This is a genomic window from Nocardioides marmoraquaticus, from assembly GCF_054777915.1.
In genome coordinates this window covers 1-15,334 of the sequence record NZ_BAAHAA010000024.1, presented here as the reverse complement: position 1 = coordinate 15,334, position 15,334 = coordinate 1, and the positions used below count along the sequence as shown (strand labels likewise).

Annotated in this window: 11 protein-coding genes; 4 read left to right on the top strand and 7 right to left on the bottom strand. The window is 73.5% G+C overall.

What is annotated here, in order from left to right; translation table 11 throughout:
• Nucleotides 1-231: 231 nt before the first annotated feature.
• Both glpK and ACYU8I_RS15600 read right to left on the bottom strand, forming a co-directional pair.
• Entirely contained in the window at nt 232-1,755 is a 1,524-nt protein-coding gene (gene glpK / locus ACYU8I_RS15605) for a glycerol kinase GlpK (RefSeq protein ID WP_460842541.1), read from the bottom strand.
• Between the two features lie 61 nt (nt 1,756-1,816).
• Nucleotides 1,817-2,536 carry an MIP/aquaporin family protein gene (locus ACYU8I_RS15600; RefSeq protein ID WP_460842539.1) on the bottom strand — a complete coding sequence of 240 codons (720 nt, stop codon included), beginning with the start codon at nt 2,534-2,536 and terminating at the stop codon, nt 1,817-1,819.
• Between the two features lie 179 nt (nt 2,537-2,715).
• Here ACYU8I_RS15600 and glpD point away from each other — a divergent pair, with 179 nt between their 5' ends.
• The 3 genes from glpD to ACYU8I_RS15585 all read left to right on the top strand — a co-directional run bounded on the left by glpD (nt 2,716) and on the right by ACYU8I_RS15585 (nt 6,836).
• Nucleotides 2,716-4,434: a glycerol-3-phosphate dehydrogenase gene (glpD, locus tag ACYU8I_RS15595; RefSeq protein ID WP_460842537.1), complete on the top strand. Its 1,719-nt coding sequence runs from the start codon at nt 2,716-2,718 to the stop codon at nt 4,432-4,434.
• Nucleotides 4,435-4,818: 384 nt separating this feature from the next.
• On the top strand, nt 4,819-6,243 hold the full coding sequence (argH, locus tag ACYU8I_RS15590; protein WP_460842535.1) for an argininosuccinate lyase: 1,425 nt from the start codon (nt 4,819-4,821) through the stop codon (nt 6,241-6,243).
• Entirely contained in the window at nt 6,231-6,836 is a 606-nt protein-coding gene (locus ACYU8I_RS15585) for a DNA-3-methyladenine glycosylase (RefSeq protein WP_460842533.1), read from the top strand. Before argH ends, ACYU8I_RS15585 begins: the two co-directional genes overlap by 13 nt.
• Nucleotide 6,837: 1 nt before the next feature.
• Here the strand turns inward: ACYU8I_RS15585 and ACYU8I_RS15580 are convergent, their stop codons facing one another.
• The 5 genes from ACYU8I_RS15580 to ACYU8I_RS15560 form a co-directional block, all read right to left on the bottom strand.
• Nucleotides 6,838-8,262 (bottom strand): M1 family metallopeptidase, encoded by a 1,425-nt coding sequence (locus ACYU8I_RS15580; RefSeq protein ID WP_460842531.1) that lies wholly within the window; start codon nt 8,260-8,262, stop codon nt 6,838-6,840.
• Between the two features lie 95 nt (nt 8,263-8,357).
• Nucleotides 8,358-10,160: an IucA/IucC family protein gene (locus tag ACYU8I_RS15575; RefSeq protein ID WP_460842529.1), complete on the bottom strand. Its 1,803-nt coding sequence runs from the start codon at nt 10,158-10,160 to the stop codon at nt 8,358-8,360.
• Complete coding sequence (locus ACYU8I_RS15570) at nt 10,157-10,699, bottom strand: GNAT family N-acetyltransferase (RefSeq protein ID WP_460842527.1); 543 nt, start codon at nt 10,697-10,699, stop codon at nt 10,157-10,159. Before ACYU8I_RS15570 ends, ACYU8I_RS15575 begins: the two co-directional genes overlap by 4 nt.
• Nucleotides 10,696-12,030 (bottom strand): lysine N(6)-hydroxylase/L-ornithine N(5)-oxygenase family protein, encoded by a 1,335-nt coding sequence (locus tag ACYU8I_RS15565; protein ID WP_460842525.1) that lies wholly within the window; start codon nt 12,028-12,030, stop codon nt 10,696-10,698. The genes ACYU8I_RS15570 and ACYU8I_RS15565 overlap by 4 nt, the downstream gene beginning before the upstream one ends.
• Entirely contained in the window at nt 12,027-13,520 is a 1,494-nt protein-coding gene (locus ACYU8I_RS15560; protein WP_460842523.1) for a pyridoxal phosphate-dependent decarboxylase family protein, read from the bottom strand. Before ACYU8I_RS15560 ends, ACYU8I_RS15565 begins: the two co-directional genes overlap by 4 nt.
• Before the next feature lie 170 nt (nt 13,521-13,690).
• Between ACYU8I_RS15560 and tyrS the strand changes: the two genes are divergently transcribed.
• Complete coding sequence (tyrS, locus tag ACYU8I_RS15555; RefSeq protein ID WP_460842521.1) at nt 13,691-14,971, top strand: tyrosine--tRNA ligase; 1,281 nt, start codon at nt 13,691-13,693, stop codon at nt 14,969-14,971.
• Nucleotides 14,972-15,334: the final 363 nt, after the last annotated feature.

Below are 15,334 nucleotides of genomic sequence, written 5' to 3'. Positions count from 1 at the left end.
GAGGCGCCACCGCGCCGAGCCTCGGGATGGTTCCTGAGGAGGTCGCGCAGCGACCGTCTCGAAGGACCGCGCAAGAAGAACGACGGCCGCGACCCCCTCCCTGGGGTCGCGGCCGCCGGTCGTCGCACCGGATCTCGAGGCTCGGGCTCGGCGCCTCGTCCCTCGGCCCCGAGGCCTCGCACCTCGATCTTCGAGCCTGGTCCAGGACCTCGTCCCTCGGTCCTGGGGCTCTCAGTCCACGTCGTCGTCGACCCAGTCGAGGGTCTTGGTGACCGCCTTCTTCCAGTTGCGGTAGAGCCGCTCGCGCTCGCCCTCGTCCATCTGCGGGCTCCAGCGCTTGTCCTCGCCCCAGTTCTCGGTGATCTCGTCGGTGCTCTCCCAGTAGCCGACCGCGAGGCCTGCGGCGTACGCCGCTCCGAGGGCGGTGGTCTCGGCGACCTTGGGCCGCACGACGTCGACCCCGAGGATGTCGGCCTGGAACTGCATCAGCGTCTCGTTGACGACCATGCCGCCGTCGACGCGCAGCTCGGTGAGCGGGACGCCGGAGTCGGCGTTCATCGCGTCGAGCACCTCGCGGGTCTGGAACGCCGTCGACTCCAGCACCGCCCGGGCGAGGTGGCCCTTGTTGACGTAGCGGGTCAGGCCGACCAGCGCGCCGCGGGCGTCGGGGCGCCAGTGCGGGGCGAACAGCCCGGAGAAGGCGGGCACGAAGTAGGCGCCGCCGTTGTCCTCGACGGCCTTCGCGTGCTCCTCGATCTCCGCGGCGCTGTTGATCAGCCCGAGGTTGTCGCGCACCCACTGCACCAGCGAGCCGGTGACCGCGATCGAGCCCTCGAGGGCGTAGACCGTGTCCTCGTCGCCGATCTTGTAGCAGATCGTCGTCAGCAGGCCGTTCTCGCTCGGCACCTGCTCGGTGCCGGTGTTGAGCAGCATGAAGTTGCCGGTGCCGTAGGTGTTCTTGGCGGTGCCCTTCTCGAGGCACGCCTGGCCGAAGGTCGCGGCCTGCTGGTCACCGAGGATGCCGGCGATGGGGGTGCCGTTGATGACGCCGGGCTTGCACTCGCCGTACACCTCGGAGCTCGACTTGATCTCCGGCAGCATCGACATCGGGATGCCCATGTCGGAGGCGATGTCCTCGTTCCACGTCAGGTCGTGGAGGTTCATCAGCATGGTGCGGCTGGCGTTGGTGACGTCGGTGACGTGCACGCCGCCGTTCTCGGCGCCGCCGGTGAGGTTCCACACCAACCAGGTGTCGGTGTTGCCGAAGAGCAGGTCGCCGGCCTCGGCCTTCTCCTTCGCGCCGTCGACGTTCTCGAGGATCCAGGTGACCTTCGGCCCGGAGAAGTACGTCGCCAGCGGCAGGCCGCAACGGTCCTTGTAGACCTCGACGTCGTTGTCGTCGCCGGCGAGCCGGTCGACGATCTTCTGGGTGCGGGTGTCCTGCCAGACGATGGCGTTGTAGACGGGCTGGCCGGTGTTCTTGTCCCAGACCACCGCGGTCTCGCGCTGGTTGGTGATGCCGACGGCCTCGATGTTCTTGCTGTTGAGGTTGGCCTTGGCCAGGGCGCCGCCGATGACCTTGCGGGTGTTCTCCCAGATCTCCAGCGCGTCGTGCTCGACCCAACCGGCGCGCGGGAAGATCTGCTCGTGCTCGACCTGGTCGACGGCGACGACGGAGCCGGACCGGTCGAAGAGCATCGCGCGGGTGCTGGTGGTGCCCTGGTCGATGGACAGGATGTAGCGCTTGTCAGCCATGGGTTCGGTGCAGCCTTCCGGTTCGGCGATACGGGACGGGGCGGGTGGTGCGACGAGGGTGTCAGGCGGCGGGGTAGCCGACGAGGGCGGCGACGAAGCCACCGAGCGCCCCGCCGACCAGCGGGCCGACGATCGGCACCCAGGAGTAGGCCCAGTTGCTCGATCCCTTGCCCGGGATGGGCAGCAGGGCGTGGGCGATGCGAGGGCCGAGGTCACGGGCGGGGTTGATGGCGTAGCCGGTCGGCCCGCCGAGGCTGGCGCCGATGCCGACGACCAGCAGGGCGACGGCCAGCGGGCCGAGACCGCTCGGCGTCGAGCCGAAGGCGACGATGACGTAGACGAGGACGAACGTGCCGATCACCTCGGTCACGACGTTCCACGGCGCCGCCGGGATGGCTGGGCCGGTCGAGAACACCCCGAGCTTGGCGCCCGGGTCGGCGTCGGGGTCGTCGAAGTGCTTCTTGTACGCCGCCCACGCGAGGCAGGCGCCGAGGAAGGCGCCGATCAGCTGCGCGGACAGGTAGGTGGCCACCTCCCCGACGGTGAACTCCTGCCCCGAGGCGAGCAGCCCGATGGTCACGGCCGGGTTGATGTGCGCGCCGGACTTGTAGGCGACGTAGACGCCGGCGAAGACGGCGAGGCCCCACCCGAAGTTGATCATCAGGTAGCCGCCGCCGTTGCCGCCGGTCTTCGGCAGCAGGGCGTTGGCCACGACGCCGCACCCGAGCAGGAGCAGGGTCGCGGTCCCGAGGACCTCGGGGATGAAGATGTCGGTCAGCACGGTTCGGACCTCCGTCTCGACGATCGACGATGTGACCCGGGCCACACCGGCTCGCATCTTCGCACACCGGGCCGCCCGGCCGCCTGCCCCGGATCGGGGAGTCGAGCGGGTTGGGAGGGGACGCGCGATGGGGTAACAAGGAGTGGCCATCGCGCGCACCCCCTCGAGAGGACTCCCTCATGCTCAAGCCCGCACGCCTCGGACCCGACGAGCGAGCCGAGGGCTGGCGCTCGCTGAGCGAGAGCGACTACGACGTGCTCGTCATCGGCGGCGGGGTGACGGGCGCCGGTGTGGCGCTCGACGCGGCCACCCGGGGGCTCAAGGTCGCCCTGGTCGAGCAGCGTGACCTCGCCTCCGGCACGTCGTCGCGCAGCTCCAAGCTCTTCCACGGCGGGCTGCGCTACCTCGAGCAGCTCAACTTCTCGCTGGTGCGCGAGGCGCTGCGCGAGCGCGAGCTGATGCTCACCCGCCTGGCGCCCCACCTGGTGCGCCCGGTGTCGTTCCTCTACCCGCTGACGCACCGCGTCTGGGAGCGCCCCTACGTCACCGCCGGCCTCACCCTCTACGACACCATGGGCGGCGCCCGCTCGGTGCCGGGCCACAAGCAGCTGAGCCGCACCAAGGCGCTCAAGCTCTTCCCCGGCATGCGCAAGGACGCCCTCGTCGGTGCGCTGCTCTACTACGACGCCCAGGCCGACGACGCGCGCCACACGATGGCGGTCGCCCGCACCGCGGCGACGTACGGCGCGACCGTGCTGGCCAGCGCCCGCGTCACCGGCCTGACCCGTGCCGGCGAGCGCATCGTCGGCGCCACCGTCACCGACGTCGAGACGGGGGAGGAGGCCGACGTGTCCGCCCGCGTCGTCGTCAACTGCACCGGCGTGTGGACCGACCAGATCCAGACCCTGGCCGGGGGCCGCGGCCAGTTCAACGTGCGTGCCTCGAAGGGCGTCCACATCGTGGTGCCGCGCGACCGGGTCAACGCCGAGACCGGGGTCATCCTGCGCACCGAGAAGTCGGTGCTCTTCGTGATCCCGTGGGGCACCCACTGGATCATCGGCACCACCGACACCGACTGGGAGCTCGACCTCGCCCACCCTGCCGCGAGCCGCGCCGACATCGACTACATCCTCGAGCACGTCAACCGGGTCCTGGTGACGCCGCTGACGCACGACGACATCGAGGGCGTCTACGCCGGGCTGCGGCCGCTGCTGGCCGGTGAGAGCGAGGCGACCTCCAACCTCTCGCGCGAGCACGCGGTCGCCCGCCCGCAGCCGGGACTGATCTCGATCGCCGGCGGCAAGTACACGACGTACCGCGTGATGGCCGAGGACGCCGTCGACGCCGCGCGCGTCGACCTGCCCAGCGGCGTGCCCGACTCGGTGACCGACCACATCCCGCTCGTCGGCGCCGAGGGCTACCAGGCGATGACGAACCAGGTCGACCGGCTCTCCCGCGAGCTCGACCTGCCGACGTGGCGCGTCACCCACCTGCTCGAGCGCTACGGCTCGCTCATCCGCGAGGTGCTCGACTGCGCGAGCGAGGACCGCTCGCTGCTCGAGCCGCTGCCGGGCGCCGAGGAGTACCTCAAGGTCGAGCTGCGCTACGCCGCCAGCCACGAGGGCGCGCTCCACCTCGACGACCTGCTCTCGCGCCGCACCCGGATCTCGATCGAGGCCGACGACCGCGGTGTCGCGTGCGCCGACGACGCCGCCGCGATCGTCGCGCCGGTGCTGGGCTGGGACGAGCAGCGCATCAACGACGAGGTCGAGGCCTACCGCACCCGTGTCGCCGCGGAGGTGGAGTCCCAGACCGAGTCCGACGACCTCGCCGCCAACGCCGAGCGCCTCGCCGCCCCCGACATCCGCGCCCGCGCTGTCGGCCGCGCCCTCAACTAGCCCCTGCTTGCCGGTCGAGCCCGTCGAGACCACGGCAGGCGTGTCACCGGATCTCGAGGCCCTCGCCCTGCCCGGGCTGGTCGAGGTGTGAGGGCCGCCAGGCCCGAGCCGCGAGACCCGGTGACCTACCCGCTCACCTCCGTCGTCGGTCGAGCCTGTCGAGACCACAGCAGCCGTGTCACCGGGTCTCGAGGCCCTCGCCCAGGGGCTCGGGCACCTCGACCACCTGGACACCCGGTCCCTGAGGTGCGAGCGGAGCGAGTCGGGCTCCGGTCCCTGAGGTGCGAGCGGAGCGAGCGGGCTCCGGTCCCTGAGGTGCGAGCGGAGCGAGCCACGAAGGGGCGGGGCCCACGACCACGGCTCACCCCTGGGAGGATGGCCCGCGTGAGCGAGCAGCGGGGAACCAACGAGGGCAGCCTGTGGGGCGGGCGGTTCGCGAGCGGGCCGAGTCCCGAGCTCGAGGCGCTGTCGAGGAGCACCCACTTCGACTGGCGGCTCGCCTCCTACGACCTCGCCGGGTCCCGCGCCCACGCCCGTGTGCTGCACGCCGCGGGCCTGCTGACCGAGGCCGACCTGCAGGGCCTGCTTGACGGGCTCGACGCGCTCGACGCCGAGGTCGCCGACGGCACGTTGCGGCCCCGGCCCGAGGACGAGGACGTCCACGGCGCCCTCGAGGCGGCGCTGCTCGAGAAGGTCGGGCCCGAGCTGGGCGGGCGGCTCCGCGCCGGCCGCAGCCGCAACGACCAGATCGCCACCCTGTTCAAGGTGTTCCTGCGCGACCACGCCCGCATCGTCGCCGCGATGGTGCTCGACCTGGTCGACGCGCTCGCCGGGCAGGCCGAGGCGCACCTCGGCGCGGTCATGCCGGGTCGCACCCACCTGCAGCACGCGCAGCCGGTGCTGCTCTCGCACCACCTGATGGCGCACGCGTGGCCGCTGCTGCGCGACGTCGACCGGCTGCGCGACTGGGACGACCGCGTCGCCGCCGAGTCGCCGTACGGCGCCGGCGCGCTCGCCGGGTCGAGCCTCGGCCTCGACCCCGAGGCGGTCGCCCGCGACCTCGGCTTCACCGGCTCGGTGGCCAACTCGATCGACGGCACCGCCTCTCGCGACTTCGTCGCCGAGCTCGCGTTCGTGCTGGCGATGGTCGGCGTCGACGTCAGCCGGCACGCCGAGGAGGTCATCGTCTGGGCGACCCACGAGTTCGGCTTCGTGCGGTTGCACGACTCGTTCTCGACGGGGTCGAGCATCATGCCGCAGAAGAAGAACCCCGACATCGCCGAGCTCGCCCGCGGCAAGGCGGGTCGCCTGATCGGCGACCTGACCGGCCTCCTCGCCACCCTCAAGGCGCTCCCGCTGGCCTACAACCGCGACCTGCAGGAGGACAAGGAGCCGGTCTTCGACGCGGTCGACACCCTCGAGGTGCTGTTGCCTGCGGTCACCGGCCAGGCCGCGACCCTGACCTTCGACACCGAGCGGCTCGCGGCGCTGGCCCCGCAGGGCTTCAGCCTGGCCACCGACGTCGCCGAGTGGCTGGTGCGCCAGAGCGTGCCGTTCCGGGTCGCCCACGAGCTCGCCGGGGCGTGCGTACGCCGCTGCGAGGAGCTCGGCTGCGGGCTCGACGAGCTCTCCGACGACGACCTGGCCGCGATCGACCCGGCGCTCACGCCCGCCGTGCGCGAGGTGCTCACCGTCGAGGGTTCCGTGGCCTCGCGCGACTCCCGCGGCGGCACCGCCCCCGCACGAGTCCGCGAGCAGCTGGCCGAGCTGCGCGAGGCGGCCGCGGCCCACCGGGCGTGGCTGGGCTGAGCACCACCCGGCAAGGCCTGCACCCGGGTGACCCGCACCCGGCCGAGGTCGCGCCCCGGCTGCTGGGCGCACTGCTGACCCACGCCGGCGTGACCGTGCGGCTGACCGAGGTCGAGGCGTACGGCGGCGCCGACGACCCCGGGTCGCACTCCTTCCGCGGTCCGACCCCGCGCAACGCGACGATGCACGGCCCGCCCGGGCGGCTCTACGTCTACTTCACCTACGGCATGCACTTCTGCGCCAACGTCGTCACCGGCCCGGAAGGGGTCCCGGGTGCGGTGCTGCTCCGCGCCGGAGAGGTCGTCGCCGGGTTCGACCTCGCCCGCGAGAGACGCCCGGGGGTGCGCGACCGCGACCTCGCCCGTGGTCCGGCGTGCCTGTGCCGTGCGCTGGCGCTGCAGCGCCCCCACGACGGGCTCGACCTCGCCGGCCTGCTGCAACCCGGGGCCGCCCCGAGCACGGTGGAGCAGGGCCCCCGCGTCGGACTCCGGTACGCCGCCGACCGGCCGTGGCGGTGGTGGGCCGGGGGCGACCCGACCGTCAGCCGCTACGTCCGCTCGCCGCGCGCGGCGGCCCCGGGCGAGAGCGACTGACTCAGCCCGCGGGCTTGACCCCGCGGCGCACCCAGGTGTCGAAGAAGCCGGTGAGGTCCTCGCCGGAGACGCGCGAGGCGAGCCGTACGAAGTCGGCGGTCGAGCCGGTACGTCCGGCGTACGTCGAGACCCAGGCGCGGGCGATCCGCCAGAAGGTGTCGTCGCCGACGCGCCGTCGCAGGGCGTGCAGCGTCGCGCCGCCGCGGAGGTAGACGGGCTCGGAGAACATCTCGTCGCGGCCCGGGTCGGCGACGACGGTCCTCCAGAAGTCGTCGTTGGCGGGGCGCGACATCACGGCCTCGTAGGACTCCTGCGGGGTGGTCTCGCCGACGTGCCCCGACCAGGTCCACTCGAGGTAGGTCGCCCAGCCCTCGTTGAGCCAGATGTCGGACCAGCGCGCCGGACCGACGTCGTTGCCCAGCCACTGGTGGGCGAGCTCGTGGGCGGCGGTGGACTCGTCGGCGCCGCCGGTGAACAGCGAGCGGGTCTGCGTCTCCAGGGCGTAGCCGAGCGGGTCGTCGTCGACGATGCCGCCGTAGGCCACGAACGGATAGGGACCCAGCAGGTCGGAGAACAGCGTCAGCATGTCGCCCGTGCGCTCGAGGCCGTCGTCGGCGCCGGCCGGGAGGTCGCGGTCGACGGCGTCGATGACCGGCACCCCGTCGGCGGTCGACCGACGCAGGTCGAAGTCGCCGATGGTGGCGGTGGCGAGGTAGGAGGCCATCGGGTCGGGCGCGTCCCAGACCCAGGTGGTGTGGGCACGCGTGCTGCGACGCGACTCGAGCAGGCCGTTGGCCACGGCGGTGGTGCCGCGCGGCACCCGCACCGAGAAGCGGTACGTCGCCTTGTCGGTCGGGTGGTCGTTGGCCGGGAACCAGGTCGAGGCCCCGTCGGGCTCGTTGGCCACGACGGCGCCGTCGGAGGTGGTCACCCAGCCGTAGAGCGAGCCGGTGCTGTCCTGGGGCCGACCCGTCCTGCCGGCGTAGCGGACGCGGACCACGACCCGCTTGCCGGCGGCGAGCGCGCGGGCGGGCGTCACGACCAGCTCGCCGGCCGACTGGCGGAAGCGCGCCGGCGTGCCGTCGACGCGCACGGACGACGCGCGGAGCCGGCGCAGGTCGAGGTGGAAGGAGCCGAGGGCCTTGGTCGCCCGCAGCGAGATCCTGGCGTCGCCCGAGAGCCGGCCCACGAGGCGCGCGCCCGGGGCGGGTGGGGCGTAGTCGAGGCGCAGGTCGTAGCGCCGCACGTCGATGCCACCGTTGCCGGCCCGCGGGAAGTAGGGGTCACCGACGCCCGCGGAGCCCGCCGGGGCCGCGCCCGCGGGGGCGGCCCACGGCAGCAGGGCGGCGGTGAGCAGCCCCACGAGCGCGGCGGCGGGGCCGCCGCGGCGGGGACGGGCGGTGCGGGGACGGGCGGTGCGGGTCATGGCGACTCCCGAGGTGGTGCGGACGGCCGACGGTAACCCCGCCCACCGACAGACCGCAGCGGTGCCTCACGAGGCGGTCAGCTGGTCCAGTCGGGTCACCCCGCGAGCGGGTTGACCAGCACACCCGCGAGCACGACCGCGCTGCCGGGGTCGGCGAGGTCGACCATCTGGCGGTTGTCGCGCAGCTGCAGCCGGTTGAGGCACATCAGCGGCACCTCGGGAGCGTGCAGGTCGAGCTCGTCGAGCCGGGGCGCGAGGTGCGGGTGCCCGGCCCGGTGCTCCTGCAGCACCTCGACCGCGACCGCCCAGAAGCGGGTCGCGGGGAGCACCCCGGCGTCGTCGAGCAGGCCGGCGAGGTGGCGCAGGAACCCGTCGACGACGTCGCCGTGGACCGCCAGCACCAGCTGCTCGTCGGGCACGTCGGCGCGCATCCGCTCGGCACCCGCAGGCACCGGCGTCGTGGGGGAGCAGATCGCGACCTCCTCGCCGATGTCCTTCATCAGCACGCGCACCGGCACGTGGTCGCGCAGCACCATCACGACGTTCTCGCCGTGCGGCATGAAGACCAGCCCGTGGGCGACCAGGGCGTGGACGACCGGCACGAGGTAGGCCCGCAGGTAGGTCCGCACCCACTCCTCGGGGTCCAGCCCCGAGGCACGCACCAGCTCGGCCGCGAGCGGCACGCCGTCGCGGTCGACGTGCAGCAGCGAGGTCATCGACGCCAGCCGCTCTCCGGGGCCGACCCGGTCGACCGGGCTCTCGCGCCAGAGCGCGGCCAGCATCTTGGTGTACGGCGACGGCCCCGCCGCCGTCTGCGAGGGCGGCCGGAACCCGACCGCCGCGACCTCGCGCAGCACCGCGAACCCGTGGGCACGCAGCGTCGGGTCGCCGGAGACGATGCCGTCGACGACCTCGTTGATCAGCGGCGTCGCCTCCATGTAGGCCGCGGACAGCCCGCGCATGAAGCCCATGTTGAGCACCGACAGCGCGGTCTTGACGTAGCGCCGCTCGGGGCGGCTGCGGTTGAAGTACGTCCGGATCGACTGCTGCGGCTGGTAGGTGTCGGGCCCCTCGCCGAGCGGCACGAGCAGGCCCGCCGCCACCTCGGGGGCGAAGGTCACCGCGACCTTGTGGCGCCACTGCCACGGGTGGCACGGGAGCAGCAGGTAGTCGGCGGGGTCGAGCCCCCGGTCGCGCAGCTGCCGGTCGAAGTCGGAGCGCACCTCGGCGTCGAGCTCGTCGGCGTACAGCGTCGCCTCGTCGTGGCCCGGCACGTGGGTCAGCCGCGTGTGGTCGCGGTGGGCGGCCAGCCACTGCAGCCGCAGCAGCGGCCCCGCCTCCGGGGCGTACGCCGCGACGTCGACGACGTCGAAGCCGACCCGGCCGTTGTTGGCGACGAAGCAGGGGTGCCCCTCGGTCATCGCCGCCTCGACCTCCTGGAAGGACGCGCGCACCAGTGCGGCCGAGGTCGGTGCCGCGGGGTCGTCCTTGCGGCACCGGCCGGCCAACGTGCTGGCGACCTCCTCGAGGTACGTCGGCAGCACGGCGTCGGTGAGCCCGAGGGCCTCGCGCAGGTCGAGCACGAGCTGCAGGGCGTCCGGTGCCTCGACCTCGCCGGCGACCACACGTCGCACCGACGCCGGCCGGACGATCCAGTGCTCGCCGGTCAGCACCCGGGCGCGGAAGCGGTAGCCGACCCGGGGGTGGTCGGCGTCGAGCTCCCAGTCGGCCCCCTCGGGCGACGCCGGGTCGCCCGCCGCGAGCCGCGGTCGCAGCAGCCGCTCGTGCGAGAGCTCGGCCAGCGTCTTGGCGCACTGCGTCCGGTGGGCCCGCTGCATGCGCTCGGCGGTGAGGTGGTCGAGGAGCCTGGGGGAGAGGTCGGGTGGGGCCGTGGTCATCGGTCGCTCCTGTCGAAGTCGGCGCGGGTGCAGGTCGACAGCTGCGCCCGCTTGCCGGGGAGGTCGACCGCCCGCAGCTCGGTGAAGCCGGCCGCGACGTTGAGGCGGCGTACGGCGGCGTTGCGCACGTCGGGCTCCACGACGACCCGCTCGACCCGGGGGTCGGCGAAGCAGGCGGCGAGCACGTGCCGCATGACGGCGCGGGTGAAGCCGGGGACGGGCCGGTCGGTCGGTGCGGTCAGCAGGTGCATCCCCAGGTCGCCGGGCCCCGTCGCGAGGTGCTCGCCGACGGGGTCGTGGGCGGGGTCGTAGCGCTCGAAGAGGAAGGCCGGCTCACCGTCGTGGGTGCCGAGGTCGGCGCGGTGGTGCGGTGCGGCGTCGATGTCGGCGTACGCCGCCCGCACGGCGGCCACGTCGGCGTCGGCCATCTCCCAGAACGCCCCCTTGGGGTGGGTCACCCAGGCGTGCAGCAGCGCGGCGTCGGCGTGGGGCACGACCGGTCGGTGGGCGAGCCGTCCCAGGACGGCGGCCGCGCTCACGACACCGCCCCCATCCGCGGCGCCACCCGGCGCGCGTCGCTCGGCACGCCGAACTCCTGGAAGGTGGTGCGTCGCTCGACCTCGTACGGCGCCCACCCGAGCACCCGCTCGAGGATGGCCGCGTTGCGCCAGGCGCCCATGCCGAGGTCGGGCGCGACGAAGCCGTGGCTGTGGGCCTCGGCGTTCTGCACGAAGACCTCGCCGCCCCGCTGGTCGACCGAGAAGTCGCCGCGGGCGTCGAGGCGCCCCCGGGCGTCGAGGCGCAGGTGGTCGCGGACGCCGTCGAGGAAGCCCGGGAACGGCTGGTCGTAGCCGGTCGCCAGCACCACCGCTCCGGTCGTGACCTCGAACTCCTCGCCCGTGCCGCCCTGGCGGAACCGGAGCACGTGCGCGCGCTCGGTGCTGTGCCCGTCGAGCAGCTCGCTGTCGGCGACGAGCTGCGGTCTCGGCACGTCGTCGAGCGCGCGGCGGTAGAGCAGGTCGTGCAGCTCGTCGACCAGCGGGGCGCTGATGCCCTTGTAGAGCCCGGCCTGCGAGCGCAGCAGCGCGTCGCGGTCGTCGCCGGGCAGCGAGCGGAAGTGCGCGCTGTACTCCGGTGAGGTCAGCTCGAGGGTGAGCTTGGTGTACTCCAGCGGGAAGAAGCGCGGCGAGCGGGTCAGCCACCGCACCCGCCGCCGCTCGTTGCCCGGAGCGAGCAGCAGGTCGCGCACGACCTCCGCCGCGCTCTGGCCGCTGCCGACCACGGTCACGTCGTCGACCGTCAGCAGTCGCTCGCGCACGTGCAGGTAGTCGCTGCTGTGCCACACCGAGCCGCGCAGGCGGGCCGCCGCCGCTGGCCGCCGTGGCGTGCTGCCGACCCCGAGCACGAGCCGGCGGGCGTGCCGCGTGACGGGGGTGCCGTCGCGGGTGTCGACGGCGTCCACCTCGTACGTCGCCCCGCCCTCGTCCTCGCGGCGTCGTACGGCGACGACCTCCTGGCCCAGGCGCACGCTCCCCACGCGCTCGGCCGCCCAGCGGCAGTAGGCGTCGTACTCGCGCCGCAGCGGGTAGAACGACTCGCGCACGTAGAACGGGTAGAGCCGCCCGGTCTCCTTGAGCCAGGCGAGGAACGAGTACGCCGACGTCGGGTCGGCCAGCGTGACGAGGTCGGCGAGGAACGGCACCTGCAGCACGGCGTCGTCGAGCATCATCCCGGCGTGCCAGCGGATCTCCTCGCGCCGTTCGAGGAAGACGGTGTCGAGCTCGAGCGGCGCGGCCAGGCAGGCCAGCCCGAGGTTGAAGGGGCCCACGCCGATGCCGACCAGGTCGTGGGTGCTCGTCGGGGCCGTCACCGGGCCACCTCCAGCACCCGGGCGCGCGCTTCCTCGTGCGCCAGCCCGGTGACCAGTCCGACGACGTCACGGACGTCGTCGAGGGTGGTGGCGGGGTCGAGCAGGGTGAGCTTGAGCCAGGTGCGGCCGTGGCGGCGGGTCCGGGCGACGCTCGCCGCGCCGTCTGCGACCAGCCGGGCACGGGCGGCGTCGTTGACCTCGTCGGCGACCTCGTCGGCGCAGGCGACGAAGCGGAACACCACCGTCGACAGGTCGGTGCCCGTCACCACCTCGAGCGCGGGGTCGGCCGCGAGCTCCTCCCGCGCGGCCGCGGCCAGGTCGCAGACCCGGTCGAGGAGCCGGCCCAGGTGGTCGGCCCCGAGCACGCGCAGCGTGAGCCAGGGCTTGAGCGCGTCGAAGCGACGGGTCGTCTGCAGGCTGTGGTCGACCAGGTCGGGTGCTGCGTCCTCGTCGTCGGCCCGGGAGCCGGGAGCCGGGTTGAGGTAGTCGGCGTGGTGGCGCACCAGCGTGGCGGCGTCGCGCACCAGGAGCATGCTGCACGCGACCGGCTGGAACCACGTCTTGTGCAGGTCGACGGTCACGGAGTCGGCACGCTCGATCCCGGCGAGCAGGTGGCGCCGGGCGGGGGAGAGCAGCAGCCCGCCGCCGTACGCCGCGTCGACGTGCAGCCACGTGTCGTGGCGGGCCGCGACGTCGGCGACGGCGTCGAGGGGGTCGACCGCGCCGAGGTCGGTGGTGCCGGCCGTGGCGACGACGGCGACGGGGACGAGCCCGCGCAGCCGTGCCCCCCGCAGCGCCCGGTCGAGCGCGCCGGGCTGGACCCGTCCCTGCTCGTCGCAGGCGACGGGCACGACGCCGTCGGTGGTGGCGCCGGCGGCCGTGGTCGGGCTGATGCCGAGCAGGTGGGCCGCGCGGCGCACGCTGAAGTGCGCGTGCTCGGGGACGACGACGCACCAGCGGCGGGGGTCCGTGCCCGCCGCCCGGGCCGCCTCGCGGGCGAGCAGCAGGCCGTGCAGGTTCGACTGCGTGCCGCCGCTGGTGAAGGTGCCGCCGGACCCCGGCCCGAAGCCGATCCGCTCGCCGACCCACCCGACCAACCGCTGCTCGACCAGGGTGGCGGCGCCGCTCTGGTCCCAGGTGTCCATCGAGGTGTTGACGACCGAGGCGACGACGTCGGCCACGACCGCGGGCAGCGCGACCGGGCAGTTGAGGTGGGCCTGGTAGCGGGGGTGGTGCACCCAGACGGTGTGGTCGAGGTACGTCGTCCGCAGCTCGTCCAGCGCCGCGGCCAGGTCACCGACGGGGGAGTCGAGGTCGACCCCGTCGACGATCCGTCGCGCCTGCTCGACGGTGGTGCCGGCGTACGGGCGGGTGACGCCTGCGAACGTGTCGACGAGGGTGTCGCGGACGAGGTCGAGCGCGGCCGGGAGGTCGGCCGCCCCGGCCTGGTCGAGCAGGCCGGTGCGCGGTGGACTGGTGGACGGCGACATGTCGGCACTCCCGAGATGAGTGGATTGGATTAGGTAAGGCTTGCCTAACCGACGGTAAAGGACCGGTGTGCGGCTGTGCACCGTGGCTTCGGCCACGCTCCGCGTTCACCCCCGGACGACCCGACCGCCACGTGGTCGGGCGGCGCGACGCCTGCGGCAGACTGGCAGCCGTGACCACGGACCGACCCGACCTGCTCGACGACCTGGAGTGGCGCGGCCTCATCGCCCACTCGACCGACCGCGACGCCCTGCGCGAGGCGCTCGCCGAGGGCGGCGTCCGCTTCTACGTCGGGTTCGACCCCACCGCCCCGAGCCTGCACATGGGCCACCTCGTCCAGGTGCTGACGGCCCGACGGCTGCAGGAGGCCGGACACGTGCCGTACGCCCTGGTCGGCGGTGCCACCGGCATGATCGGTGACCCCCGCGACTCCGGCGAGCGGAGCCTCAACAGCCTCGACACCGTCAAGGCGTGGGTCGAGCGCGTGCGCGGGCAGATCGAGCCGTTCCTCGACTTCGACGGCCCGACCGGCGCCACGATGGTCAACAACTACGACTGGACCGCGAGCCTGTCGACGATCGACTTCCTGCGTGAGGTCGGCAAGCACTTCCCGGTCAACCGGATGCTCGCCCGCGACGTCGTCAGCCGTCGCCTCGAGTCGGGCATCTCCTACACCGAGTTCAGCTACGTGCTGCTCCAGTCGTGGGACTTCCTCAACCTCTTCCGTGACCACGGCGTGACGCTGCAGTTCGGTGGCTCCGACCAGTGGGGCAACCTCACCGCCGGCGCAGAGCTGGTACGCCGCGCCGACGGCGGCCGCGTGCACGCGTTCGCGACGCCGCTGCTCACCAAGTCCGACGGCACCAAGTACGGCAAGACCGAGGGCGGGGCGCTGTGGCTCGACCCCGACATGCTCTCGCCGTACGGCTTCCACCAGTTCTGGCTCAACGTCGAGGACGAGAAGGTCGGCGAGCTGCTGCGCGTGTTCACCTTCCTGGGCCGGGAGGAGATCGAGGAGCTCGAGCGGCAGACCGCCGAAGAGCCTTGGAAGCGCGCCGGCCAGCGGCGCCTGGCCGACGAGGTCACCACCCTGGTGCACGGGGCCGAGGAGACCGACCACGCGAAGGCCGCCGCGCAGGCGCTGTTCGGCGGGGGTGACCTGCGCGAGCTGCCCGCCGCGACGCTGGCGGCGGCGCTGGGGGAGGCGGGCTCGATCGAGGCCGCCCCCGGCACGTCGTACGTCGACCTCCTCGTGGCGTCCGGCCTCGCCGGCAGCAAGGGCGAGGCGAGGCGCACGGTCGCCGAGGGCGGTGCCTACCTCAACAACGAGCGGGTGACCGACCCCGACCTGGTGCCCGGCGAGCACGAGCTGCTCGGCGGGTCGTGGCTCGTGCTGCGGCGCGGCAAGAAGCGGCTCGCGGGCGTGCGCACGACGGGGGCCAGCGCGCCCTGACCTGCGTTAGATCGCGCTGTGACCGGGGCCACGGACGGCCGATTTGGAGCGGCCCCGGAGCCCGATCTAGTGTTTCCTCTGTCGCCAGGGAGTGCGGCGGGACGCAAGGCCGAGAGGCCGGGCGGACGGCCCCCGGGAGCGACACCCGCACGATTATCCGACGCGGTCACCTCAGTGCCCTTCCGGGCCGGAGCTCCTGACCACCAGGTCGGGCCGGATCGGCGGGGTCGGAGCCCGACACCCGGGTTTGACTGGGTGGGGTCGGACCGGTAAGTTTTGTCAGGTTGTCCCTGGCGGGGTCGTGAGGCTCGTCTGCTGGGTGTGCGCTTGATCCTTGAGAACTCAACAGTGTGCCAAAAGTCG